19 protein-coding genes are annotated in these 24,613 nt (G+C 68.5%); 4 read left to right on the forward strand and 15 right to left on the reverse strand.

Going from position 1 to position 24,613, the window contains the following annotated elements; translation table 11 throughout:
• Positions 1-6 precede the first annotated feature (6 nt).
• The 9 genes from osmF to J3S20_RS02415 form a co-directional block, all read right to left on the reverse strand.
• The gene (gene osmF, locus J3S20_RS02375; RefSeq protein WP_216834258.1) at positions 7-924 is read right to left on the reverse strand and encodes a glycine betaine ABC transporter substrate-binding protein OsmF; all 918 of its coding nucleotides are present in this window, start codon (positions 922-924) and stop codon (positions 7-9) included.
• Between the two features lie 135 nt (positions 925-1,059).
• Complete coding sequence (locus J3S20_RS02380) at positions 1,060-2,583, reverse strand: ABC transporter substrate-binding protein (RefSeq protein ID WP_216834259.1); 1,524 nt, start codon at positions 2,581-2,583, stop codon at positions 1,060-1,062.
• Positions 2,584-2,608: 25 nt separating this feature from the next.
• Entirely contained in the window at positions 2,609-4,240 is a 1,632-nt protein-coding gene (locus J3S20_RS02385; RefSeq protein ID WP_216834261.1) for a hydantoinase B/oxoprolinase family protein, read from the reverse strand.
• The gene (locus J3S20_RS02390; protein ID WP_216834262.1) at positions 4,237-6,291 is read right to left on the reverse strand and encodes a hydantoinase/oxoprolinase family protein; all 2,055 of its coding nucleotides are present in this window, start codon (positions 6,289-6,291) and stop codon (positions 4,237-4,239) included. The genes J3S20_RS02385 and J3S20_RS02390 overlap by 4 nt, the downstream gene beginning before the upstream one ends.
• A 56-nt stretch (positions 6,292-6,347) precedes the next feature.
• Positions 6,348-7,955 (reverse strand): ABC transporter ATP-binding protein, encoded by a 1,608-nt coding sequence (locus J3S20_RS02395; protein ID WP_216834263.1) that lies wholly within the window; start codon positions 7,953-7,955, stop codon positions 6,348-6,350.
• The gene (locus J3S20_RS02400) at positions 7,952-8,785 is read right to left on the reverse strand and encodes an ABC transporter permease (protein ID WP_216834265.1); all 834 of its coding nucleotides are present in this window, start codon (positions 8,783-8,785) and stop codon (positions 7,952-7,954) included. Before J3S20_RS02400 ends, J3S20_RS02395 begins: the two co-directional genes overlap by 4 nt.
• On the reverse strand, positions 8,782-9,756 hold the full coding sequence (locus J3S20_RS02405; protein ID WP_216834267.1) for an ABC transporter permease: 975 nt from the start codon (positions 9,754-9,756) through the stop codon (positions 8,782-8,784). The genes J3S20_RS02400 and J3S20_RS02405 overlap by 4 nt, the downstream gene beginning before the upstream one ends.
• 7 nt (positions 9,757-9,763) lie before the next feature.
• Positions 9,764-11,365 carry an ABC transporter substrate-binding protein gene (locus tag J3S20_RS02410; protein WP_216834269.1) on the reverse strand — a complete coding sequence of 534 codons (1,602 nt, stop codon included), beginning with the start codon at positions 11,363-11,365 and terminating at the stop codon, positions 9,764-9,766.
• Positions 11,366-11,435: 70 nt separating this feature from the next.
• Positions 11,436-12,281 (reverse strand): VOC family protein, encoded by an 846-nt coding sequence (locus J3S20_RS02415; protein ID WP_216834270.1) that lies wholly within the window; start codon positions 12,279-12,281, stop codon positions 11,436-11,438.
• 106 nt (positions 12,282-12,387) lie between these two features.
• On the opposite strand from J3S20_RS02415, the gene J3S20_RS02420 reads away from it, so the two are divergent.
• Entirely contained in the window at positions 12,388-13,680 is a 1,293-nt protein-coding gene (locus J3S20_RS02420) for an NAD(P)/FAD-dependent oxidoreductase (RefSeq protein WP_246602236.1), read from the forward strand.
• Here the strand turns inward: J3S20_RS02420 and J3S20_RS02425 are convergent, their stop codons facing one another.
• From J3S20_RS02425 to J3S20_RS02445, 5 genes are read right to left on the reverse strand one after another with little or no spacing between them, the layout of a single operon-like run.
• Complete coding sequence (locus tag J3S20_RS02425; RefSeq protein ID WP_343215135.1) at positions 13,681-14,646, reverse strand: ABC transporter ATP-binding protein; 966 nt, start codon at positions 14,644-14,646, stop codon at positions 13,681-13,683.
• Positions 14,643-15,653 carry an ABC transporter ATP-binding protein gene (locus J3S20_RS02430; RefSeq protein ID WP_216834272.1) on the reverse strand — a complete coding sequence of 337 codons (1,011 nt, stop codon included), beginning with the start codon at positions 15,651-15,653 and terminating at the stop codon, positions 14,643-14,645. Before J3S20_RS02430 ends, J3S20_RS02425 begins: the two co-directional genes overlap by 4 nt.
• Positions 15,643-16,494: an ABC transporter permease gene (locus J3S20_RS02435; protein ID WP_216834273.1), complete on the reverse strand. Its 852-nt coding sequence runs from the start codon at positions 16,492-16,494 to the stop codon at positions 15,643-15,645. The genes J3S20_RS02430 and J3S20_RS02435 overlap by 11 nt, the downstream gene beginning before the upstream one ends.
• Positions 16,494-17,498 (reverse strand): ABC transporter permease, encoded by a 1,005-nt coding sequence (locus J3S20_RS02440; protein ID WP_216834275.1) that lies wholly within the window; start codon positions 17,496-17,498, stop codon positions 16,494-16,496. Before J3S20_RS02440 ends, J3S20_RS02435 begins: the two co-directional genes overlap by 1 nt.
• Positions 17,499-17,529: 31 nt before the next feature.
• On the reverse strand, positions 17,530-19,119 hold the full coding sequence (locus J3S20_RS02445; RefSeq protein WP_216834277.1) for an ABC transporter substrate-binding protein: 1,590 nt from the start codon (positions 19,117-19,119) through the stop codon (positions 17,530-17,532).
• A gap of 147 nt (positions 19,120-19,266) precedes the next feature.
• Between J3S20_RS02445 and J3S20_RS02450 the strand changes: the two genes are divergently transcribed.
• The 3 genes from J3S20_RS02450 to J3S20_RS02460 are packed head-to-tail and all read left to right on the forward strand — an operon-like array spanning position 19,267 to position 24,040.
• Positions 19,267-20,019, forward strand: a complete 753-nt coding sequence (locus J3S20_RS02450) for an SDR family NAD(P)-dependent oxidoreductase (protein ID WP_216834279.1) — start codon at positions 19,267-19,269, stop codon at positions 20,017-20,019.
• On the forward strand, positions 20,007-22,064 hold the full coding sequence (locus tag J3S20_RS02455) for a hydantoinase/oxoprolinase family protein (protein ID WP_246602237.1): 2,058 nt from the start codon (positions 20,007-20,009) through the stop codon (positions 22,062-22,064). Before J3S20_RS02450 ends, J3S20_RS02455 begins: the two co-directional genes overlap by 13 nt.
• A gap of 11 nt (positions 22,065-22,075) precedes the next feature.
• Positions 22,076-24,040, forward strand: a complete 1,965-nt coding sequence (locus J3S20_RS02460) for a hydantoinase B/oxoprolinase family protein (RefSeq protein ID WP_216834280.1) — start codon at positions 22,076-22,078, stop codon at positions 24,038-24,040.
• On the opposite strand, the gene J3S20_RS02465 is transcribed toward J3S20_RS02460, so the two are convergent.
• Complete coding sequence (locus J3S20_RS02465; protein ID WP_216834282.1) at positions 24,037-24,585, reverse strand: carboxymuconolactone decarboxylase family protein; 549 nt, start codon at positions 24,583-24,585, stop codon at positions 24,037-24,039. The two genes, J3S20_RS02460 and J3S20_RS02465, sit on opposite strands and share 4 nt — an antisense overlap.
• Positions 24,586-24,613: the final 28 nt, after the last annotated feature.

The following is a 24,613-nucleotide window of genomic DNA, read 5'->3' on the forward strand; positions in this document are numbered from 1 at the left end:
GGCGGATCAGCCGAGGCTGGCGAAATGCGCCCGCGCCACCGCCGCCGCCGGCTGGCCTTCCACCGCCACACGCGCATTCAGCTGCTGCAGCTTTTCCAGGGTGAGGGAGGCGAAGACCGGCGCCAGCGCGGCGCGGATGCCCGGATGCGCCTCCAGCACCGCCTGGCGGACCACCGGCGCCGGCTCATAGACGATCTGCGCGCCCTTGCTGTCCTGCATCACCACCAGGCTGAGCGCCGAGATCGCGCCATCCGTGCCATAGACCATGGCCGAGTTGACGCCGGAGATACCCTGCGCCGCGGCGCGCATGGTCACCGCCGTATCGCCACCCGGCAGCACCACGATGCGGTCGCGCGGGAAGCTGAAGCCATAGGTGCGCTCGAAGCTGCCGAGCGCCGCCGGGCTCTCGACGAATTCGGCGGAGGCCGCGAGGCGCAGCTTGCCGGCCTGCGCCGCGCGGCCGAAATCCTCCATGGTGGCGAGGTTCTCGGCACGCGCCACATCGCCGCGGACCGCGATGGCCCAGGTGTTGTTGGCCGGCGCCCGGGGCAGCCAGATGAGGTTGTTGGCCTCCCGGTCCAGCCGCGCCACCGTCTCATAGGCGGTGTCGCCCTGGCGCCAGGCCGGGGCCTCCGGCTGCTGGAAGAAGAAGGCGCCGTTGCCGGTGTATTCGGGATAGAGGTCGATCTCGCCGGCCACCAGCGCCGTGCGGACGATGCGCGTGGGGCCGAGCGAGAGCCGCGCCTCGGTCGGGATATTGGCGCGTTCCAGCGCCACCAGGATCAGGTTGCCGAGCAGCGCACCCTCGGTGTCGATCTTGGAGGAGACCACCACGGGCCGCGCCGCCTGGGCGCGCGCCAGGTGCGGGGCCGCCAAAACCAGGGGAAGCGCGGCCATCAGCCGCCGCCGCATGATGCCTGCCATGATCCTGTCCCGTCCCGCTTCGGTGTCACGTTCTGCCAGCAGCACAGCGTGCCACAGGGCAACCGGTTCCGTCCCGCTTCGGTTGCAGGGCGCCGGCCGAGCCGAGATGGGGTGCGCCCGGCCGGCTGCCCAGGTTCAGCTGAGCGCCGCATCCTCCAGCGTGATGCCGGAGAAGAAGTTCAGCGCGCCGGGCATGGCCTTGAAGCCGGTAATCTCCTTCTTCATCGCATAGCCCTGGCTGCGCCAGGCGAGGCCGACCAGCGGCGCTTCCTCCAGCGCCACGCGCTGGGCCTGCAGGTAGATCTCGCGGCGCTTGGCCGTGTCGAATTCCGCGCGGCCGGCCTGCATCAGCTCCTCCAGCTTCGGAATGCGCAGCCCGGCGCTGCGGACATAGGAGGGTGAGAGCGAGCCGTCGATCAGGGTGTTCAGCCCATCGGCATCGTTGTTGTCGGTGGCCGTGCCCATCACCGCGATGTCGAACTGGCCGCGATTGCCCAGGTTCACGCGTGTCGCCCAATCCGGCAGGCGCAGCTCCGCCTGGATGCCGACGGCCGCCAGGTGCTGCTGCACCACCTCCGCCGTGTCCTTGTGCATGCCGTATTGCGCGGTGGAGAGCAGGGTGGTGCTGAAGCCATTGGCGAGCCCCGCCTCCCGCAGCAGGGATTTGGCCTTGTCCGGGTCATAGGCCTGGCCGCGGGACAGCGCCTCGTCGAAGAATTCGCTGCCGGGGGCGATGGGCATGCCCTGCAGCGGACTGCCGCGGCCGAAGAAGGCGACCTTGACGATATCGTCGCGCTTGATGGCGTGGCCGATGGCGCGCCTGACCCGCGCATCGCCCAGATGCGGGCGCGTCGCGTTGAAGTTCAGGTACATGAAGGGGCCGTCGGTGGCGTCCAGCCGCAGCCTGTCATCCGCCTCGATTGCCGCCATGGCCTGCCAGGGCACGTATTCGATGAGGTCCACATCGCCGGCGCGGATGGCGGAAACGCGGAGGTTCTCATCCGCATAGGCGATCAGCCGGATGCCGGCCAGCTTCGGCTGACCCGGTTTGTAGTAGCGGTCGAAGGCCACGAGGTCGATCGAGGTGCCGCGTTCCTGCGCGCGGATGGTGAAGGGGCCGGCGCCGATCGGCAGCACCCCCGCGCCGGTCGGGCTGCGCGGATTGACGATCATCATGTGGTAGGAGGCCATCCAGTTCGGCAAGGTGGCGATGGGGGCCTTCGTGGTGATGCGCAGCGTGCGCGCATCCGGCGTCTCGATGCTGGCCACCTGCTGCATCTCTGCCCGGTAATGCGCGGTGGAGCGTTCGGCGGCGATCTGCTCGATGTTCCATTTCACATCGGCGGCGGTGACCTTCTCGCCATTGTGGAACAGGGCGTTGTCGCGCAGCGTGAAGACCCAGACGGTGGGGCTTTCGTTGCGCCAGGATTCGGCGATCTCGCCGCGCAGCGTGCCATCCGGCGCATAGGACAGCAGGCCGCGATGGATCAGCAGTTTCACGGTGGCGGCCGCGGTGCCGGTATTGGCCCAGGGCAGCAGGCTGGGTGGGAAGGAGGAGAGGCCGAAGCGCAGGGTCCCGCCCTGGGCGCGGGCGGCACCGCCCGGCAGGAAGGGCAAGGCAGCGGTGGCGGCGATCAGGCCGCGGCGGGTGAAGCGCATGGCGAAAATCTCCCTGCTGTTGTTGTCAGTCTGCTCCGTAGATCCTCTGTGTGGCTTCGGGCGTGATGCTGCCTTCGGCCAGGTCGCGTTGCAGCGCGGCGCGGTCGCGTTCCGCCGGCGGGCCATAGCCGCCGCCGCCGGGGGTGATGATCTCCACCCAGTCGCCCGCCCGCAACAGCCCATTGCCAAGCACGAAGGGTTCGATGCCCGGACCATAGACGAAGTGCCCGCGCCCGCCCGGCTGCCCGCCCTGCAGGCCCCAGGGGGCGGAGGCGAAGCGGGAGCCATCCATCCGCAGCCGACATTCGGCTTCCGCGCGATAGACCCGGCGCAGCCCCATGCCGCCGCGCTGCCGCCCGGCGCCGCCGGAGCCTTCCACCAGCTCGTAGCGCATCAGCGTCAGCGGGTATTCGATCTCCAGCGCCTCCACCGGCAGGTTGGAGGTATTGGTGGTGTGGACATGCACGCCATCTAGCCCGTCCTTGGTCGCGCGCGCGCCGAAGCCGCCCCCGATGGTCTCCAGATAGACCCAGGGCTCGCCCGTGACGGGCTGGCGCCCGACGAAGGAGGCGACGAAGCAGGCGCCGTTATGCGCCGCCGTCACCCGTTCCGGCACCGCCTGGGCGAGTGCGCCATGGATCAGGTCCACCACGCGCTGGCAGGTGGACAGGCGTGCATTCACCGCCGCCGGCAGCACGCAGTTCAGCACGCTGCCTTCTCGCGCCGAGACCTGCAGCGGCCGCGCCAGTCCGGCATTGGGCAGCAGCGTGGGGTCCACCACCGTCTTCACCGCGTAGTAGACGGTGGCGAGCAGCGCGGTGAAGGTCATGTTGATGCCGGCGCGCACCTGGTCGGGCCCGTCGAAATCCAGCGACATGGTATCGCCCGAAACGGTGAGGGTGAGCGTCAACTTCAGCTCGCCGTCGATCTCCGGACTGTCGTGCACATCCGTGAAATGCCAGGTGCCGTCCGGGATCGCGGCGATGCCGGCGCGCATCTTGCGCTCCGCGTAGTCCTGCAGGGCCTCGCCGGCCGCCAGCACGGTCTCCGTGCCGTATTTCGCACAAAGCGCCTGCATACGGGACACGCCGAGCCGGTTGGCCGCCATCTGTGCCCGCAGGTCGGACAGGCGCTCGCGCGGCACCTGGCAGTTCAGCAGGATGAGGTCCTGCACGTCCTGCTGCAATTCACCGGCACGGTACAGCCGGATGGGCGGGATGCGCAGCCCTTCCTGGAAGATGTGCGCATGGCCGCGATCGGCGAAATCCGAGTGATGCGCCAGGTTCACGGCCCAGGAGACGATGCGGCCATCCACAAAAATCGGCTCCGCCAGCACGATGTCGGGCAGATGGGTGCCGCCGCCCTCATAGGCGTCGTTGCCGACGAAGACGTCGCCGGGCTGCATCTGCTCCATCGGATGGCGCTTCAGGATATGCGCGATGATGCCGATAAAGCTGCCGAGATGGATGGGGATGTGTTCCGCCTGGCACAGCGTATTGCCGGCGATGTCGAACAGCGCAGTCGAACAGTCCCGCCTTTCCTTGATGTTGGTGGAGTAGGAGGCGCGGACCAGCGCCTCCCCCATCTCCTCGACGATGGAGGAGAGGGCGGAGCCGATGACCTCGACGGTGATGGGGTCGGGCCGCGTGTTGCTCATGCCGCCGCCTCCAGGATCAGGTTCTCGTATTCATCCACGCGGGCTTCCTGGCCTGGCAGGATGACGGTGGTGGCGTCCATCTGCTCGATGATGGCGGGGCCGGCGATGCGGTTGCCGGGGGCGAGGCGATCCCGCGCATAGACCGGCACGGCGACGATGCCCTGCGATTCCGGCAGCCACACCTCGCGCGTCGCTTCCAGCGCCGCGCTGGCATCCGGACCTTGCAGCGGACGCGGGCGCAGCTCCGCCTTGCGGACCACGCCGGTGGCCTCCAGCCGGAAGGTGACGAGCTGCACCGCCTCCCCCTCGGCGACGAAGCCGTACATCTGGCGATGTGCGGCGGCGAAACCTTCGGCGAGATGCGCCAGCGTCGCCTCGGTAAAGGGGCCGTCCGGCAGCGCCACGGGCAGTTCGTAGTTCTGGCCGGCATAGCGCATGTCCACGCTGCGGCGGATCATGCGCTTGTCGGCGGCGATGTGTTCCTGGTCGAACCAGCGCTCCGCCGTCGCGGTCAGGGTGGCGAAGGCGGCCTCCATCGGGGCCAACGCGTCCTGGACCAGCGCCGTCAGCCGGGTTGCGGAGAAATCGGCGCGGAGATCGGTCAGCAGCAGGCCCATGGCACACAGGATGCCGGGGTTGCGCGGCACCAGCACGCGGCGGATGTCGAGCTCCTTCGCCAGTCGCGCCGCATGCAGCGGCCCGGCGCCACCGAAGGCGATCAGGGTGTAGTCGCGCGGATCATGGCCGCGCTGCACGGAGATGACGCGGATGGCCTTGGCCATATTCGCGGTGACGACGGAGAGGATTCCCTGCGCCGTCTCCATCACCCCCATACCGAGCTGCGCCGCCAGCCGCTCCACCGCCGCCAGCGACAGGTCGCGGCGGATCGGCATGCGGCCGCCCAGCAGATGAGTCGGGTGCAGCGTGCCGAGCACGACATTCGCATCCGTCACCGCGGCTTCCGGATTGCCGCGATCGTAGCAGACCGGCCCCGGATCGGCGCCGCAGCTGCGCGGCCCGACCTTCAGCAGGCCGCCGGAATCGACATAGGCGATGGACCCGCCGCCGGCGCCGACCGTGTGGATATCCAGCATCGGCGCCTTGATGGGATAACCATGCACGATGGCCTCCCCGGTCAGCCGCGCCGCGCCGCCCTGCAGCAGCGCCACATCCGTGCTGGTGCCGCCCATGTCGAAGGTGATGAGGTCGGGGAAGCCGGACAACTGCCCGATGGCCTGCGCGCCGACCACGCCGGTGGAGGGGCCGGAGAGCACCATCCGCACCGGCATTTCCGCCGCGGCCTCGAAGCCGATGACGCCGCCATTGGATTGCGTGAGATGCGGCGTGGCGGTGACGCCCAGCGCGGCCAGGCGTTCCGCCAGGCGCTTGATATAGCCGCGCATGACGGGGCCGAGGTAGCTGTTCACCACCGCGGTGGACAGCCGCTCGAACTCCCGGAATTCCGGCGCGATCTCGTGGCTGGTGGTGAGGAAGATGCCGGGCAGTTCCTCCGCGATGATGCGCTTCGCCGTCGCCTCATGCGCCGGGTGGACGAAGCTGTAGAGGAAGCAGATGGCGATGGCCTGCACGCCGGCGGCCTTCAGCGCCCGCGCCGCCTCCCGCACCGCCTGTTCGTCCAGCGCCGTCTCCACGCTGCCGTCATGGCGGATGCGTTCCGGCACCTGGAGGCGCAGTTCCCGCGCCACCAGTACCGGCGGCTTGTCCACCTGCAGGTCGTAAAGGTCAGGACGTTTCTGCCGGCCGATCTCCAGCAGGTCGCGAAAGCCATCCGTGGTGACCAGGCCGGTGCGGACGCCGCGATGCTGGATCAGCGCATTGGTGGCGACCGTGGTGCCGTGGCCGAAATAGGCGATGTCGGAAGGCGCCTGGCCGATTTCCGCCATCCCCTCCGCCACGCCGCCCGCAATGCCGCGCGAGGGATCATCCGGGGTGGAGGACACCTTCCAGACCGCGATGCGGCCGGTGTCTTCCTCGAACAGGTAAACATCCGTGAAGGTGCCGCCCGAATCCACGCCGACGCGCCAGCCCACTCTCGCGATCCCCGCTGCAGCCTGGACCACAGTCTCGCGCCGAATTTCGCGGGCGGTCAATTCTTCCGCGCGAAATCCCGGCCGGGGACCGAGGCGAGCAGCGCCTGCGTATAGGGGTGTTCCGGTGCCTCGAAGACGCGTGCGACGGGGCCGTGCTCCACCACCTCCCCGTCCTTCATCACCGCCACCAGGTCACAGACCTGCGCTGCCACGCGCAGGTCATGGGTGATGAAGACCAGCGACAGGCCGAGGCGTTCGCGCAGCTCCGCCAGCAGCCGCAGCACCTGCGCCTGCACCGAGACATCCAGCGCCGAGACCGGTTCATCCGCCACCAGCACTTCCGGCTCCAGCGCAAGCGCCCGGGCCAGGCCGATGCGCTGGCGTTGGCCGCCGGAGAATTCATGCGGGAAGCGCTCGGTGGAGGCCGGGTCGAGGCCGACGAGTTCGAACAGTTCCTTGGCCCGGCGCAAGGCTTCGGCGCGGGGCGTGCCGTGGATCATCGGGCCCTGCGCCACAAGCTCCCCGGCCCGGCGGCGCGGGTTGAGCGAGCCATAGGGGTCCTGGAAGACCATCTGGATGCGATGTGCCTGCCGCCGCATCTGCGCCCGGGTCAGGCCCGTGAGCTCCAGCCCGCCGAGCGACACGCTGCCCCCCTCGGGCTCGATCAGCCGCACCAGGCAGCGCGCGAGCGTCGACTTACCGGAACCGGATTCGCCGACGATGCCGAGCGTCGCGCCCTTCGGCAGTGTCAGCGTCACGCCGCGCACCGCATGGGTCACCCGCCCGCCGCGGCCGAGGAAGCCGCCGGTGCGATAGGTCTTCCGCACATCCCGCATCACCAGGATCGGCTCCGCGCTGACGGGGCGCGGTGCCCGGGCAGTGAGCGGCGGGACGGCGGCGATGAGCGACCGGGTGTATTCGTGCCGGGGCGCATTCAGCACCTGCGCGGCGGGGCCTTCCTCCACCACCATGCCGTGCTGCATGACCGCCACGCGATCGGCGATTTCCGCCACCACGCCGAAGTCATGCGTGATGAAGAGCACGGCCGTGCCCTTGCGGCGCTGCAGGTCCTTGATGAGGTGCAGGATCTGCGCCTGGGTCGTCACATCCAGCGCGGTGGTCGGCTCATCCGCGATCAGCACCTTGGGGTCCAGCGCCAGCGCCATGGCGATCATCGCGCGCTGACGCTGGCCGCCCGAAAGCTCGTGCGGATAGGCGCGGGCGGCCTGGGCGGGCTCCGGGATATGCACCTCGGCCAGAAGGTCCAGGACGCGCGCTGCGATCTCAGTGGCGGAGAGCGCGGTGTGGATGCGGAACATCTCGCCGATCTGGTCGCCGATGCGGCGCAGCGGGTTCAGTGCCGTCATAGGTTCCTGGAAGACCATGGCGATGCGCGCGCCGCGCAGGTGGCGCATCGTCGCCTCATCCGCGGTGGCGAGGTCCTGGCCCTCGAAGATCACCGACCCGCCGGTGATGGCGACGCCCGGCGGCAGCAGGCGCATCACCGCGCCGGCCGTCATCGACTTGCCGGAGCCGGATTCGCCCACGACGCAAAGGATCTCGCCCGCATTGAGATCCAGCGAGACGCGGTCCAAAGCATGCGGCCGGTCCGCACCCGCCGGCAGCGCGACCGTCAGGCCCTGGATCGCCAGAACGGGGCTCACCGCTTGCGCAGCCGCGGGTTCAGCGCATCGTTCAGCCCCTGCCCCACCAGCGAGACCGCCAGCACCGTCAGCAGGATGGCCAAGCCGGGAATGGCGGAGACATACCACTGCACCCGCAGCACATCCCGCCCCAGGCCGATCAGGTTGCCCCAGGAGGCGACGTTCGGGTCCGACAGACGCAGGAAGGCCAGCGCCGATTCCAGCAGGATGGCCACCGCCATGACGACGGAGGCATAGACGATGATAGGCGGCAGGGCGTTGGGAAGGATCTCGCGGAAAATGATCCGCGCATCGCTCATGCCCAGCGTGCGGCAGGCCTGGACGAATTCGCGGTTGCGCAGCGTCAGGAACTCCGCCCGTGTCAGCCGCGCCGGCGCTGGCCAGGACACGGCGCCAATGGCAATGGTAACGGTGCTGAGGTCCGACCCGAACACCGCCACCAGCACCAGCAACAGCAAAAAATTCGGCAGCGTCTGGAAGGCCTCGGTCAGCCGCATCAGCGCATCATCCACCCAGCCACCATGGTAGCCGGCCAGCGCCCCCACCACGATGCCAACCAGAATCGCGATGGCCGTTGCCACCACGCCGATCAGCAGGGAGATGCGCGCGCCGTGAAAGATCTGCGCCGCAATGTCGCGGCCGGAATTGTCCGTGCCGAGCGGAAAGCGCGGATTGCCCTGCGGCCATTGCAGCGGCCGGCCGGCCAGCGCCAGCGGATCGCGCGGGAACAGCCAATCGGCGGAGATCGCCATGGCGACGATGGCCAGCAGCAGCAGCAACCCGATCATCGCCGGCGGGCTGCGCAGATAGCCGCGCAAAAAGGCCTTCATGGCGTGATCCGGGGGTCGAGCCGGGCGTAGAGCAGGTCCACCACGAAATTCACGCAGATGACCAGCAGGGCCGAGACGAAGACGATGCCGAGCAGCGTGTTCAGGTCCCGCTGCACCACGGATTCATAGGCAAGCCTCCCCAGCCCGGGCAGCGAGAACACGCTTTCCACCACCACGGACCCGCCGAGCATGGTGCCCGCCTGCAGGCCAATCAGCGTGACCATCGGCAGCAGCGCGTTGCGCAGCACATGCCGCACCACGACGCGGGTCTCGTCCAGGCCCTTGGCGCGGGCGGTGCGGACGAAATCCAGGGACAGCACCTCGAGCATCGAGGCACGCATGATGCGCAGGTAGATCGCGAGAAAAATCAGCCCGAGCGTCAGCGTCGGCAGCACCAGATGCGTCGCGATGTCCAGCGTGCGCCGCAGGCCAGTGAAGCCGGAGCCGATCTCCTCGAAGCCGCCCGCCGGCAGCCATTGCAGATGCACGGAGAACAGCACGATGGCCATCAGCCCGAACCAGAAGGAGGGCGTGGCGTAGAAGATCAGGCCGAGGGTCGAGATCAGCGTATCCGGCCAGCCATTCACTCGCCGCGCCGCGAGCACGCCCAGCACCAGGCCGAAGAAGAAAGCGAAAGACAGCGCCGCCAGCATCAGCAGCAGGGTGGCTGGCAGGCGTTCGAAGATCACGGTGGAGACCGGCTTGCCGTAGATGGAGGAAAAGCCGAGGTCCAGCCGCACCAGCCGCCACATGTAGTTGGCGAGCTGCGCCGGCACCGAAAGGTCCAGCCCCATCTCCGCCCGCATCGCCGCGGCGGAGGCGGCATCCGCGCCGCCGCCGGTCTGCGCGATCAGCGCATCCACCGCATCGCCCGGCGCCAGTTGCAGGAGCAGGAAGATGCCGACCAGGATCAGCAGCAGCGTGGGCACCGACGACAGAAGCCGCCGCCCCGCCAGAGCCAGAACGCGCATCAGGTGATCACGAAGCCAGCCACAGATCGTGCCAGGAGGAGGAGGCCCAGCGCGGGTTGTTGGCGTAGTTGCGCAGCCGCTTGTTGAAGACGGAGACGAAGATCTGCTCGATCGGCATCCAGACCGGAAGCTCCGTATTCACCCGCCGCACGAAATCGGCGTAGAGCGCCTTGCGCTTCGCCGGGTCGAGCTCCGTCTGCGCCGCATCCATGATGCGATCGGCCTCGTCATCCTGCCAACCCCACTGGTTCGTCCAGGGCGCGCCCTTGGGTTGGCCGGAGCGATACCAGACGCTGGTGGAGACGGCGGGGTCGTTGCGGTACTGGTGCCAGCCCGTCGCCAGGTCGAAGTTCCAGTCGTTGTAGACGGTGCGCAGAAAGCCAGCGGCGTCCAGCCGCACGATCTCCACGCGGATGCCCACCTCCTGCAGCGATTGCTGGATATAGGTGGACCACAGCGCAATGTCCTCGCCCCAGGGCGCGGGGGTCAGGCGCAGCGTGAAGCGCGTGCCGCCCGCGCCGCGCCGATGCCCCGCCTCGTCCAGCAGCGCATTGGCGCGGCGGCGATCGAAGGGGTACTGCGGCATCGGCTCCGTCGGGTAGTAGTCGGTGGAGACGGAGGGAATAGGCCCGGTGCCTGCCTTGGCGAAGTCGCCGAGGAAATTCTCGATGAAGAAGGGGACGTCGATCGCATGCGCGATGGCACGGCGCACGCGGAGATCGGCCAGGATCGGGTTGCGGAAGTTGAACTCCAGCGTGTTGGTGCGGGCATTGCCCTCATTGCCCTTGGTCGTCACGTCGAAGCGTGGGTCGCGGCCCAGGCGCTGCAGGTCGGCGATGGTCAGCGAGGAATAGGGGCTGAACAGGATCTGCCCGGCCTCCATCTGCGCCGCTGCCGCGGAACGGTCCGTCACCACGCGCCAGACCACACGATCCAGATAGGGCAGGTTCTCGCGCCAGTAGTTCGGATTGCGCTCCGCGATGATGTACTGACCGCGCTCATATTGCAGAAACTTGAAGGGGCCGGTGCCGATCGGCGCGGTATTCGTGGGGTTCTCGCGGATGTTGCCGCTCTCATAGACATGCTTCGGCGAGATATAGCCGAGGTCCGGCAGCGCGCGCAGCAGCAGGTTCAACGGCATGGGCCGGGCGTATTTAAACACCGCGGTCTGCGCATCCGGCGTCTCAACCGCGTCCAGGAATTGCTGAAGCGCGGAGCCGTAATTCAGAATCTTCTTCCACATCTCCATCGCCGTGAACTGAACGTCCGTGGAGGTGAAGGGGCGGCCATCATGCCAGGTAACGCCACGGCGCAGGCGGAAGGTGATGGTCTTGCCATCCGCCGAGCTCTCCCAGCTTTCCGCCAGGCAGGGCGCCGGCCGGCCGGCGGCATCCAGGTCCACCAGCGGTTCCTGGATCTTGCCGCCGACGATGTAGACGCCGGTGGAGGCCTGCAGCGAGGGGTTGAGGATGCGCTGCTCGGTGGCGAAGTGCACTGTCATCACCCCGCCGCGTTGCGGCTGCTGCTGGGCGAAGCTTCGCTGCGGCATCAGCACATTGCCGGCGAGGGCGGCGGAGGTCAGCAGTATCGCGCGACGCGTCGGATCCATGGGGGTCTCCTGCCACGGTCAATTCTGCGGCGCAGCATGAGGCGCGGCTTGGCCCTGCGTCAACCGAAGCTCACGCGGCCTCGAAGCGCAGCAGAAGACCATTGGCGCGCGCCGGCGGCACGGCAACGGTTCCCCCGGCTGAGACGCCCAGGGCCTTGGCCGCAGCCGGCAGATCGGCGGTGCCGAGCACCAGCGCCGCGGCGCCCTGCTCCGGCAGCCCGTCCAGCGCCACGCCCGGATGGCGCGCAGCCAGCGTCGCGCGGTCGAGGAAGACGAAGTCCGCGCGGTGGGCGCCGGAGGCGACACGCCAGGCGCCATCGGCCTCCGGCTCCGCGACCCGATCGATCAGCCGCGCCAGCTCCTCGGCGCCCGCCTTGGGGTCCGCGGCCAGCACCTCGATGCGCAGCAGGCGGCTGGCGCCATTGGCATGCGACTGCAGTTCGGGAATCCACACATTCTCCCGCGTCAGATGCTGACACGCAAAGATGCCGAGGCCCGCCGGCCGCGCCTCCCGTGGCCATTGGAAGACCTGGAAGCGCGCCTCCGCCTCGCCGCCGCCGGGCAGCGTGACAGGGCGGCCGAAGGCGATGGGACCGATGGCGGCGATGCCCTTGGCGCGCAGCTCCTCGGCGCCGGCGGCCGCGTCATCCGTGGTGAAGGCGGCGCGGTCCAGGCCCTCGCGCTTCTCCAGGAAGGCGCGCATCGGCGCATTGTGCTCGGTCGGCGTCAGCACGCCCAGAAGTTCGAGATAATCCTCGCCAAACATGATGGTGTAATTGCCGGAGCCCATATGCGCGCTGTGCGTGCCGCGCGGGGAGACGGTGAAGCCCAGCGCGCGCCAGGCGGCCGCCGCCGCATCCAGGTCGCGGACCGCGACCACCACATGGTCCACGCCGATCACATGCCGCAGCGCCATCGCATCCACTCCCCGCCTTGAGCGCGCATGACACACCGCAACGCCCCTTGAGGCAATCGCGGACCGGGTCTTTGATGCGGGCCTGCCCGTGATGGAGACGCTGCCCATGGCCGTGACCTGGCCCCCTTCCCTCTGGGCGAAGGTTTCGCCCCCGGGGCCGGAGCTGCCCAGCCTGCAGGGCGCCGTGACGACGGAGGCCGTGGTGGTCGGTGCCGGCTTCACCGGCCTGTCCACCGCGCTGCATCTGCGCGAGGCGGGGATCGAGACGGTGGTGGTGGAGGCAGCGGAGCCCGGCTGGGGCGCCTCCGGCCGCAACAATGGCCAGGTGATTCCCACGCTTTCGCGGCACGACCCGGCGGCGATCATCGCGCGGCATGGGGAGGCCGGGTTGCGCTTCGTGCATGTGCTGCGCGACAGCGCCGCGATCCTGTTCGACCTGGTGCGCCGCCACGGCATCGCGGCGGAGGCCGAGCAGACCGGCTGGCTGCAGCCCGTGCACACGCCCGGCCGCATGAAGATTGCGGAGCGCCGCGTGAAGGATTGGAGCAGCCACGGCGCGCCCGTGGCGCTGCTGGATCGCGCGGCCATGCGGGAGAAGCTGGGCAGCGAGGCCTGGTTCGGCGGCTGGGCCAACAGCACGGGCGGGCATGTGAACCCGCTGATGATGGCGCGCGGCATGGCCCAGGCCGCTTTGGCCGCCGGCGCCACCATCTATGCGCGCTCACCCGCCGTCTCCATCGAGCGCCGCGAGGGCCAATGGGTGGTGACGACGGAATCCGGCAGCGTCACCGCCCGCGCGCTGGTGCTGGCCACCAATGCCTATACCGGCGAGTTCTCCAAGCGGCTGGCGCCGAAGATCGCGCAGGAAGTGGTGCCGCTGCTGTCCTGGCAGATGGCGACGCAGCCGATCAGCCACAACGTCGCGGCCACCATCATCCCGGCGCGGGAGGCGATGTCCGACACGCATGGCGAGCTGTATTTCTGCCGCTGGGATGCGCGCGGGCGGCTGGTGACGGGCGGTGCCGTGGCGCTGCCGGTCGCCCAGGCCAGCCGCTTGCCGCCGATGATCTCGGCGCGGCTGCAAAGGCTCTGGCCGCAGATGGGTGAGGTGAAGTTCGACCATGTCTGGAGCGGCTATATCGGCATGACTCCGGACTACTTCCCGCATCTGCACCGGCTGGGCCCGGATGGCTACGCCTGGGCCGGCTGCAACGGTCGCGCGGTGGCGCTTTCCGTCGCGCTGGGCCGTGAATTCGCCCGCGCGGTGCAGGGCGTGCCGGAGCAGGATCTCGGCCTGCCCTTCACAGAGCCCAAGCCCATCCCCTTGCATGGCCTGGCGCGCCGCGTCGCCCCGCTGATGCTGAACCTGTATCGCTATCGCGACGCGCGGGAGGTGTAGCTACTCGGCAAAATGGCACGCGGCGGCCTGGTTCGGCCAATCCGCCCGCAGCGCCGGGTCCTGCTCCGCACACAGCGCCTGGGCGCGCGGGCAGCGCGTGCGGAAACGGCAGCCGGAGGGCAGGTTGGTGGGGCTCGGCGGCTCGCCCTCCAGCGCGAAGGTATCGGTCACGCGCGCGCCGCCGATCTTGGGAATCGCGGCAAGCAGCGACTGCGTATAGGGGTGGCGCGGCGTGGCAAAGACCTGCGCGGTTTCGCCGATCTCCACGATGCGGCCGAGATACATCACGGCGACCCGGTCGCAGATCAGCCGCACCACGGACAGGTCGTGGCTGACGAACAGATAGGTCAGGCCGAACTGCTGCTGCAATGACAGGAACAGCTTCAGGATGGTGGCCTGCACGGAGACATCGAGGCCGGAGGTCGGCTCGTCCAGGATCACGACCGAGGGTTTGAGCGTCAGGATTCGCGCCAGCCCGACGCGGCGTTGCTGGCCGCCGCTGATCTCATGCGGATAGAGATCCAGATGCGTCAGCGGCAGGCCGACCGCGGCCAGGATCTCTCGCACCCGTTCCTCCCGCGCCGCCTCGTCCAGATCCGTGTGCACGATCAGCGGTTCGTGCAGCGAGGCACGGATGGTCCAGCGCGGGTCGAGCGAGGCGCCCGGATCCTGGTAGCAGTATTGCAGGTGCTGCCGGAATTTGCGGGACTGATGCGGCTTCAGCGGCGCGATGTCCTGATCCTGGAACAGGATGCGGCCCTGGGTTGCGGTGTGGATGCCCATCAGCGTCTTGCCGAGGGTGGATTTGCCGCAGCCGGATTCGCCGACGATGCCTAAAATCTCGCCCGGCTGCACGGTGAAGGAGACATCGTCCAGCGCCCGCAGCCAGCCCACGCGGCGCTTCCACAGGTTCCGCACGGGGAAGTATTTGCGGAGGTTTTCGACTTCCAGGATGGGCGCGCTCACGCGGCGAATTCCGTCAGGCGGTGGTGGCAGCGCACGCTATGGCCGGGGCTGGCGAGTTCCGGCGCCGGGCGCTGTTGGCAGATCTCGGTGGCGCGGTCGCAGCGTGGGTTGAAGCGGCAGCCGGGCGGTGGGTCGATCAGGCGCGGGATTTCGCCGGGGATTCCACGCAGCCCGGTCTCCGCACTCGGAAGGCTGTCCAGCAGCTTGCGGGTATAGGGATGGCTCGGGCGGTTGAAGAATTCGGCGACCGGCGCCTCCTCCACCTCCTGCCCCGCATACATCACCGTGATGCGGTCGCAGATTTCGTAGGCGGCGCCGAGGTCGTGCGTGGTGAAGAGCACAGCCACATTGCGCTCTCGTGCCAGGCCCTTCAGCAGCTTCAGAATCTGTGCTTGCACGGTGACGTCCAGCGCCGTGGTGGGTTCGTCCGCGATCACCAGCTTCGGTTCCGGCAGCAGCGCCATGGCGATCATCAGCCGCTGGCGCTGGCCGCCCGAGACTTCATGCGGATATTTGCGCAGCAGCGCCTCCGGATTCGGCAGCTGCACCAGGCGCAGCCATTCCACCACGCGCGCGAGATCCGCCGCGCGGCGCGCGCGAGCATTGCCCTTGAAGTTCGGGTCGCGCAGCAGCGGCGACTTCCAGTGCATCAGGTCGGCGATCTGCGTGCCGATGGTGAAGACCGGGTTGAAGGCGGTGGAGGGGTCCTGCGGGATATAGGCGATCTCCCGCCCCCGCACCTCCCGCGCCAGGGCCGCTTCCGGCACCTTCAGCAGGTCGCGGCCGCCGAACAGCACCTGGCCGCCCTCGATCCGTGCGGAATTGCGCGGCAGGATGCCGAGGATGGCGCGGGCCAGCGTGGTCTTGCCGCAGCCGGATTCGCCGACCAGGCCGCGGATCTCGCCCGGACGGATGGCGCAGCTCACGCCATCCAGCACTTTGGCCAGCCCTGCATCCGCGGCGAAGGCCACGCGCAGGTCGCGAACGGTGATCAGGTCACTTTCCACTGGAAGCCCGCCGCAGGCGCGGGTCGAGCACGTCGCGCAGCCCGTCGCCCAACAGGTTGAAGCCCATCACCACAATGAAGATGGCGAGCCCTGGGAAGGCCGCATACCACCAGGCCATCGGCAGGAACTCGCGCGACTCTGCGATGGTGCGCCCCCATTCCGGCGTCGGCGGCGGCGGGCCGAGGCCGAGGAAGCCGAGCGTCGCGGCGGTGAGGATGGTGCCGCCCATGCCGATGGTGGTGCGCACGATGATGGAGGAGGAGATGAAGGGAAGGATATGCAGCACCATCACGCGCCATGGCGAGCAGCCGAGCGCGATGGCGGCCTCGACGAAGGTCTCGTTCTTGCAGGACCGCGTCTCGGCATAGACCAGCCGCGCCCAGAAGGGCCAGTACGTGGCGGAGAGCGCGAGGATGACGTTCTCGATGGAGGGGCCGAGCGTCTGCGCGATGGCGATGGCCAGCACGATCTGCGGAACGGCAAGGAAGACGTCGGAGCCGCGCATCAGGATGTCGCTGCCCAGCCCCTCGTAATAGCCCGCGATCAGCCCGATCGGCACGCCGATCAGCACGGCGACCAGGATGGCGACCACCGCGATGGTCAGGGTGATGCGCGCGCCGAAGAGCAGCCGCGAGTAGATATCGCTGCCCATGCGGTCCGTGCCGAGCCAGTTGTCGGCATTGGGCGGGCTCAACCGGATCTCGGTGTGGAATTCCGCGACGTCGCCGGGATGCGTGGACAGAAAGGGCGCCAGGATGGCGGCGAGGAGGACGATGAGAATCAGCGCCAGACCGAGCATCGAGGCCCGGTCTTCCGCCAGCTTGCGCAGCACCTGGCGCATCAGCGGGTCTCCCGTGGATCGATGATGCCCTGCAGGATATCGACCAGCAGGTTGACCACGATGAACATGGTGCCGGCAATCAGCGTAAAACCCATCACCGCGTTGTAGTCCGAGTTCAGGATGGAATTCACCGCGAACATGCCCAGGCCCGGCCAGTCGAAGACCGCCTCCACCACCACGGCGCCGGCGAGCAGGATGCCGAAGATCAGGCCGATCTGCGTCACCGTGCCGATCAGCGCATTGCGCAGCACATACTTCCAGACAATCTGCCGGCGCGGATAGCCCATCGCCGTCTCATACAGGACATAGTTGCTCTCCAGCGCATTCAGCACGCCGGCGCGGGTAAAGCGCACGATGGTGGCGGCCGCGGGCAGAGCGAGCGTGGCGACCGGCAAGATCATATGGTGCAGCGCGTCCAGCAGCGTCTCCATGTCCCACTTGATCAGGGAATCGAGGATGTAGAAGCCGGTGATCGGCTCCGGCCCCCACCCCTCGACGCGCCCGGTCAGCGGCGTGATGCCGAGGCGCATGGAGAAGAACAGCTGCAGCAGGATGGCGAACCAGAAGCTGGCGATGGCCAGGCCCGCGATGGTGACCAGCCGCAGCCCGTGATCCGCCCAGGAATTCCGCCGCAGCGCGCTGATCACGCCGAGCGGCACGCCGATGAGCGTGGCGACCACGACGGTGACCAGCGTCAGCTCCAGCGTCGCCGGCAGCCGGCTCAACAGGTCTTCCACCACCGGGCGGCCGGTATAGATGCTGCGCCCCATATCGCCGACCAGGATGGATTGCACATAGCGCAGGAACTGGATGTGCAGTGGCTGGTCCAGCCCCAGCCGCGCTCGCATTTCCGCGATCGTGGCGGCGGAGGCATTCTCGCCGGCGGCGAAGGCCGCCGGATCCGCCGGGATCACATGCGAGATGAAGAAGACGATCGCCAGCAGGCCGAGCAGCGTCGGCACGAACCAGATCACGCGATTGACAACCAGGACGAGAATCTTCACGGGGCCGAAGCCCCGTCACGCGGTCCTTCCGTCACGCGATGCTGAGCCAGCGCATCTCCTGCCCATCGCCGATCGGGCAGAACCGCACGCCGCTGATATTCTTGCGGAAGGGTCCGTACCACTTGGTGTTGTGGATGAAGATCGCCGCCGCATCCTCGGAGGAGATTCGCGCCACCTGTTCGTAGAGCGGCGCCCGCTTCGCCTGGTCCGGCGTGGCCAGCGCCTCGGCCAGTAGCCGATCCACCTCCGGATTCGAATAGTAGCTGGCATTGCCGCCGCGATGGCGTTCCGTCGCCAGGATCTCGCCGGCCCAGTTGTGCGGATCGGCGTAGTAGGTGGAGCGCCAGAGGAACAGCAGGTCGTACATCTGCTCCGGGTCGCGCATCTTGTTGGAGACGACGGGCCAGGGCTCGTTCAGCAGCCGGCTCTGGATGCCGGCGCGGGTCAGGCCGTTCTGCAGCAGGGAGGCCGCCTGGATCGATTGCTCATAGCCGATCATGCCGGCGACGACGATCTCCCGCATCGGCGCCTGCACGCGCGCCAGGTGCCACTTCGCCTTGTCGATGTCGTAGGTATAGCCGGCCAGGTCCTTGGGCGCGCCCCACATCGGATTGGGCACCACGCCGGTGTTCCGCACCACGGAACCGCCGAGGATGTTGTTGATCCAGCCGTCATAGTCGAAGGAATGGCAGAGCGCCTTCCGAAAATTCACATCCGTCATCGGCGCGCGCTGGTTGTGGATGCAGGTGTAGAACAAGCGTGTGGATTCCGCTTCCATCACGTTCAGGTTGGAATCGCCCTGCAGCCGCGTGATCTGGTCCTGCGGCATATAGGGATCGGTGCCCTGGAAGTCGCCGCGGATCAGGCCTAGCACGCGGCTGTTCACCTCCGCCACATAGCGGAAATCGATCTCGGCGATGCCGGCCGGGCCCAGGAAGTGGTTGTCGAAGCGTTGCGCCAGGAAGCCACGCGCCGGGTCGAAGCGGCGGATGATGTAGGAGCCGGAGCCGGCATCGTTGCGGTCGATGAAGGCCTGGCCCCAGTCGCCATTGCGCTCGTTCCGCTTCAGCAGCGCGCTGTTCACCACATAGATGTCGTGCGTGGTGGCGGCGAAGATGGCGGAAGCCGTGGTGAGGTTGAACTGCACCGTGTGGCGGTCCAACGCCTTGGTGCTGCCGGGCGCGACGAGCGGCTGGAAGAGCGGATAGGCGCCCTTCTTCACCGCCAGGATGCGCTCCATGGAATAGACCACATCCTCCGCCGTCAGTGGCGCACCGTCGTGGAAGGTGACGCCCTGGCGCAACTTGAAGGTATAGGTGCGGCCGTCCTCCGAGGTGGTGTAGGATTCCGCCAGCCAGGGCTCCAGCTTCGGCGGATTGCCCAGCCAGCGCATCAGCCCGTCATAGCAGTTCAGGCGATAGGCGACGCGCCCCACGTCGAAGGTCGCATGCGGGTCCATCGTGTCATAGGCGCTGCCATTGGCGAAGACGATTCGCCCGCCGCCGCTGCGCTGGGCCTCCGCGAGGCGCGGCAGGCCGGCCGTACCGATGGCGGCGCCTGCGGCCAACAGGGTCCGGCGGCGCACTCCAGCCGAGAGGCCGCTCATGTCGCGCTGCTTCATCGTCGCGTCCCCCGAATGCGAAGGCCGAAGGTTGCACCGCGAAAAAGAGGACAGTCAAGGCGTGTCATGCATCTGCGCCTGGCCTGGTTGCCGCCGCACAGGGCTGCGGATAGCGTTCGGGAAAGCGGGTTTGGAAGGACAGGACATATGCCGAGCGATCGCAAGCTCGCCCTCGTCACCGGTGGCGCGCGCGGCATTGGCCGCGGCTGCGTGCATGCCCTGGCGGAACGCGGCCATGACATCGTCATCGTCGACCTGCTGCGCGCCGAGATGGAGCGCACCCAGGCGGAGGTGGAGGCCATGGGCCGGCAGGTGATGATCGCCGAGGCCGATGTCGCCGACCATGCCCGCGCGCGGGAGATCGCCGCCGAGGTCCGCATGCGCTTCGGCCGCATCGACGTGCTGGTGAACAATGCCGGCCGCGGCAATCCAACCGGCATCCTGGAGATCACCGAGGAGGCCTTCGACCGCACCATCGCGGTGAACCTGAAGTCCTGCTTCAACTACATCCAGGCCCTGGTGCCGCTGATGCAGGAAGGCGGCGGCGGGCGCATCGTCTCCATGTCCTCTCTGAATGCGCATACCGGCGGCGTGACGAGTGCGGTTTCCAAATTCTCCTATGCCGCCGCCAAGGCCGGGATCATGGGGATGACCAAGGCGCTGGCCAAGGAGCTGGGGCCGGAGATCGCCATCAACTGCGTCTGCCCCGGCGTGATCGAAACCGAGGTGGGCAATAGCCTGACCAAGGCGCGCGGGCCGGAGCTGGCGAAGAAGATCGTGCTCGGCCGGCTGGGCACGCCGGCGGATGTGGCGCAGCTGGTTGCCTTCCTGGCCACGGCGGAGCCCTTCTTCATCACTGGCCAGGCCATCACCATCGACGGCTTCCAATGGGAGATCTGACCCCCATGCGCTACCGGCTCGGCGTCGATATCGGCGGCACCTTTGCGGATTTCTGCGTGCTGAACGAGACGACGGGCGAGGTCTCGACGCTGAAGGTGCTGTCCACGCCGGCGACACCGGGGCAGGAGGTGATCGACGGGCTGCAGGGCGTGCAATCGCGTTTCGGCATCGCTCCTGCTGACCTGGCCTGGTTCACGCATGGCACCACGGTCGGCGTGAATGCGGTGATCCAGCGCAAGGGCATCCGGCTCGCGCTGCTGGTCACGCGCAATTTTCGGGATGTGCTGGAGCTGGCGCGGCTGAAGACGCCTGATCCCTACGACCTCCTCTCCCGCCGCCCGCCGCCGCTGGTGCCGCGGGAGCGGGTGATCGAGATCGATGGCCGGCTGAACGCGGATGGCAGCGAGGCCGAGCCGCTGGACGAGGGTTCCGTCCGCGCCGCGCTGGAACAGGCGGAGACGCGCGGCGCGGAGGGCATCGTGCTCGCTCTGCTGCACAGCTACCGCAATCCGGCCCATGAGCACGCGGCGCAGGCGCTGCTGACAAAACTGCGGCCGGAGATGCCCGTCTATTGCTCCGCCGATGTCTGGCCGATCATCCGTGAATACGAACGCAGCGTCACCGCCGTGGTGCATGGCCATGTGCAGCCGCGGGTCGCCTTCTACCTTGGCTCCCTGCAACGCGCGCTGGCGGAAGCGGGCGTGGGGGCGGAGCCGATGGTGACGAAATCCAATGGCGGCGTGATGCGGGCCGAGCTCGGCAAGACGCGCTGCGTGGAGATGCTTTTGTCCGGCACCGCCGCCGGCGCGATCGGCGCGGCCTTCGTAGCGCGCGCCGCCGGCGTGCCGCGCGCGATGAGCCTGGATATCGGCGGCACCAGCGCGGATGTCGCCGTCATCGTGGATGGCGCGCCGAGCTACGGCACCGGCGAGCGGGTGGGTGATTTTCCCGTCTATATCCCGACCGTCGCCGTAACCTCGATCGGCGAGGGCGGCGGTTCCATCGCCGCAGTGGATGCGCTGGGGCTGCTGACGGTGGGGCCGGAAAGCGCGGGCTCCACCCCCGGCCCGGCCTGCTACGGCCGCGGCGGCACGCGCGCCACCATCACGGATGCGATGTGCGTGCTCGGCTTCATCGGCCATGGCGCGCTGGGCTATGACAGCGTGCGCGTACGCGCCGATCTCGCGGCGCAGGCAGTCGATGAAGTGGCGCAGGCACTTGGCCGCGGGCGCCAGGAGACGGCGGAGGCGATCGTACAGGTCGCGGTCAGCGGCATGTATCGCGAGGTCAGCAAGCTCGCCGCGCGCCAGGGCGTTGATCCGCGCGATTTCTGCCTGATGCCCTTTGGCGGGGCCGGCCCGATGCTCGGTGCGCTGCTGGCGCGGGAGCTGGGGATGCGGGAGGTGCTGATTCCGCTGACGCCCGGCGTGCTCTCCGCGCTTGGCGGGCTGATCGCGGATATCCGCAGCGACTTCATCGAGACGGTCTATGCCGATCTCGACGCCGCCGCTTTGCCCGGCCTCACCGCCGCCTTCGCGCGGCTGCGCGCAGAAGCCACGCGCTGGATCCGCGAGGACCAGAAATTTGCGGGCGAGGTCGCCTACAAACCCTCCGCCGAGATGCGCTATCGCGGCCAATCCTTCGAGATCGAGGTATTGCTGGAAGCCGGTTGGATCGACACCGGCGATCTGGCGGCGATGGCGGAAGCCTTCCACCAGGCACACGAAAAGCTCTACGGCCATGCCGATCGCGGCGCGCCGATCCAGGCCATCGCGCTGCGCATGGTGGTCGCCGGCACCGTGCCCGCGCCGCAATTCCCGGAACAGGCGCGCGTGGACGGCACGCCCGAAATCCTGCGCGAGGTGGAGGTCTGGCTGGATGGCCGCGCGCAGACAGCGCCGCTGTATCTCCGCAGCGCGCTGCGCCACGGCCATCGTTTTGCCGGCCCCTGCATCGTGCTGCAGGACGACACCACCAGCTGCATCCCGCCCGGCATGACGGGCGAGGTGGACCGCTTCGGCAATCTGCGCCTGACGGCCGGCTGAGGAGAGGCGACATGTCGATCGACCCCGTCACCCTGCAGATCTTCGGCAATCACGCCCAGGCGGCGGCGGAGGCCATGGCCTTCACCCTGTTCCGCACCGCGCATTCCACCTTCGTGAAGGAGACGGAGGATTTCACAACTGGCCTCTGCACGCCTGAGGGGCTGACCTTTGCGAGTCCGCGCGAGCTCGGCGCCACCTGGTTCATCGGGCTGGAATACGGGCCGGTGATCCGCGCGCTGTCCGAGTATCGCGAGGGCGATGTCGGCATGACCAACGACCCCTATAGCGGCTTCGTCTGCACCCATTCGCCCGACATCCATCTGTGGAAGCCCATCTTCTGGGAAGGCGAGCTGGTCTGCTTCGCCGTGGGGCATATTCACAACACCGATGTCGGCGGGGCGGTGCCGGCCTCGCTCTCCCGCGCGCTCACAGAGGTGCATCAGGAAGGCATCCGCTTTCCGCCTGTCAAGCTGGTGGCGGAGGGGGTGCTGGACCAGCGGCTGCTCGACATCATGCTGCTGAATGTCCGCGCGCCGACGCAGAATTGGGGCGACCTCAAGGCCCAGCTCGCCGCCATGACCACCGGCGAGCGCAAGGTGCACGAGATGATCCGCCGCTTCGGCCTGGCGACGTTTCGCGCGGGCATGGAGGGTCTGCTGGATCTCGCAGACCGGCAGGCGCGGCGCGTGCTGGCCGGAATCCCTGATGGCGACTACGAGTTCCACGACTATCTCGACGAGGATTCGCCGGGCGGCCTGCCCTGCCGGCTGCAGCTCAACATGCGCATTCGCGGCGAGACGGCGGAGCTGGATTTCACGGGGTCGGACCCGCAGCTCACCGCCTCGCTGAACATGCCCACGGGCGGATCGGCGCGGCACATCCTGCTGATGGTGGGCTGGAACTACGTGCTCTACACGCTGGACCCCACCATGCTGCTGAATGGCGGTCTGGTTCGGCCGGCGACCTGCATCGTGCCGGAGGGGACGGTGCTGAATCCGGTCTTCCCCGCCGCGGTCGGCATGCGCTCCATGACCTGCATGCGGCTGCAGGGCGTGCTGATGGGCGCCTTCCAGCGCGCGGTGCCGGACCGGCTGCCGGCCGGCCCCGCGAGCGGCGGGCCGATGATGAACGTGAACACCACGGACAACCGAACCGGCCGCCGCGTGATGGCGGCGATCGACCCGATCACCGGCGGCGGCGGCGGCGCGCCCGATGCGGATGGCAATGACGGATCCGGCGGCAATAGCGGCTTCCTGAAGAATACGCCGGTGGAGATCAACGAGGCGGAGGTGCCGATCCGCATCCTGCGCTATGGGCTGGAACCCGATTCCGGCGGCGCGGGAAAGCATCGTGGCGGGCTGGCGACGGTGCTGGAGTTCCGGGTGCATGCACCGGGCACGGTGGTGACGGCGCGCAACCGCGACCGGTCGCGCTTCCGGTCCTGGGGCGTGCAGGGCGGGCTGCCCGGTGCGGCCTCCCAGTTCTGGCGCAATCCGGGCACGGCGCGGACCGAGAATCTGGGCAATACCGATGTGGTCACGCTGGACCCCGGCGATGTCATCCGCATTGTCTGCTCCGGTGCCTCCGGCTGGGGGCCGGCCTGGGAAAGGCCGGTGGCGGCGGTGGAGGCGGATCTCGCCGCGGGCAAGATTTCGGCCGAGGCCGCCGCGCGCGACTACGGTGTGGTGGCGGGCAACGCCGCGGAGACACAGCGCCTGCGTGCTGCGCTTGCCGCCGCGCCGCGCCGTGATTTTGACCCGGGGCCGGAGCGCGAAATCTATGAGCAGGTCTGGACCGATGCGAATTATGCGGCACTGACCGACATTCTCGCCGCGCTGCCGATCCACTGGCGCCATTATGCCAAGCGCCAGATCTTTGCGCGGGTGGATGCGTCGGCGGCGCGGCGCGGGGATGGCAGCGAGGTGCGGGCGGCCTTCACGGCGCTGCGCGAGGCGTTTCCGCAGATCGCCGGCTAAGGCAGCGGGTGCTCGTCCAGGCAGGGCTGGTAGGAGGGTTCCACCTCGATCCCCGCGGCGCCGAGAAACCGCACCACGCCGCAATAGAAGGCGATGATCACCAGCAGGTCGGTCAGGCTGGCGGCGTCCAGATGCGCCTGCACCTCCGCGAAGGTGGCGTCACTCAAGGTATCGGCACCCTGCGCCATCTCCCGCGCCGCGCGCAGCACGGCGCGGGCGGCGGGCTCCAGCGCGGAGACGCCGCCATCGGTCTCCACCGCAATGGCGCGGATATCGTCATCGGTCACGCCGAAATCGCGGCCGATGGCGACGTGGTGCGACCATTCATAGGGGCTGCGCGCCACCCAACCCACCTGCAAGATCGCCAGTTCCCGCAGCCGCGCATCCAGCACGCTGTGGTGGCGGATGTGGTGTGCCAGGCCGAGGAAGGCGCGCGTCATGCCGGGGCTGTTCACCATGGCGCGGTAGAGGTTGATCGGCCGCACCAGCAGCGCCTGGTCCTCCGGCGCCAGATCGGCGACGTCACGATAGGGTAGTCTCGCCATGCTGGGCTCCTCCGTTTCCGGCAGCAGA

The sequence above is a fragment of the Falsiroseomonas tokyonensis genome (assembly GCF_019024325.1).
Classification (GTDB): Bacteria; Pseudomonadota; Alphaproteobacteria; order Acetobacterales; family Acetobacteraceae; genus Falsiroseomonas; species Falsiroseomonas tokyonensis.

Bases quoted from the DNA above. Each gene is read 5' to 3' on its own strand.
- osmF (WP_216834258.1), bottom strand. From the start codon at position 924: ATGGCAGGCATCATGCGGCGGCGGCTGATGGCCGCGCTTCCCCTGGTT.
- J3S20_RS02380 (WP_216834259.1), bottom strand. From the start codon at position 2,583: ATGCGCTTCACCCGCCGCGGCCTGATCGCCGCCACCGCTGCCTTGCCC.
- J3S20_RS02385 (WP_216834261.1), bottom strand. From the start codon at position 4,240: ATGAGCAACACGCGGCCCGACCCCATCACCGTCGAGGTCATCGGCTCC.
- J3S20_RS02400 (WP_216834265.1), bottom strand. From the start codon at position 8,785: ATGAAGGCCTTTTTGCGCGGCTATCTGCGCAGCCCGCCGGCGATGATC.
- J3S20_RS02405 (WP_216834267.1), bottom strand. From the start codon at position 9,756: ATGCGCGTTCTGGCTCTGGCGGGGCGGCGGCTTCTGTCGTCGGTGCCC.
- J3S20_RS02410 (WP_216834269.1), bottom strand. From the start codon at position 11,365: ATGGATCCGACGCGTCGCGCGATACTGCTGACCTCCGCCGCCCTCGCC.
- J3S20_RS02415 (WP_216834270.1), bottom strand. From the start codon at position 12,281: ATGGCGCTGCGGCATGTGATCGGCGTGGACCATGTGGTGGTCGCGGTC.
- J3S20_RS02420 (WP_246602236.1), top strand. From the start codon at position 12,388: ATGGCCGTGACCTGGCCCCCTTCCCTCTGGGCGAAGGTTTCGCCCCCG.
- J3S20_RS02435 (WP_216834273.1), bottom strand. From the start codon at position 16,494: ATGCGCCAGGTGCTGCGCAAGCTGGCGGAAGACCGGGCCTCGATGCTC.
- J3S20_RS02445 (WP_216834277.1), bottom strand. From the start codon at position 19,119: ATGAAGCAGCGCGACATGAGCGGCCTCTCGGCTGGAGTGCGCCGCCGG.
- J3S20_RS02450 (WP_216834279.1), top strand. From the start codon at position 19,267: ATGCCGAGCGATCGCAAGCTCGCCCTCGTCACCGGTGGCGCGCGCGGC.
- J3S20_RS02455 (WP_246602237.1), top strand. From the start codon at position 20,007: ATGGGAGATCTGACCCCCATGCGCTACCGGCTCGGCGTCGATATCGGC.
- J3S20_RS02460 (WP_216834280.1), top strand. From the start codon at position 22,076: ATGTCGATCGACCCCGTCACCCTGCAGATCTTCGGCAATCACGCCCAG.
- J3S20_RS02465 (WP_216834282.1), bottom strand. From the start codon at position 24,585: ATGGCGAGACTACCCTATCGTGACGTCGCCGATCTGGCGCCGGAGGAC.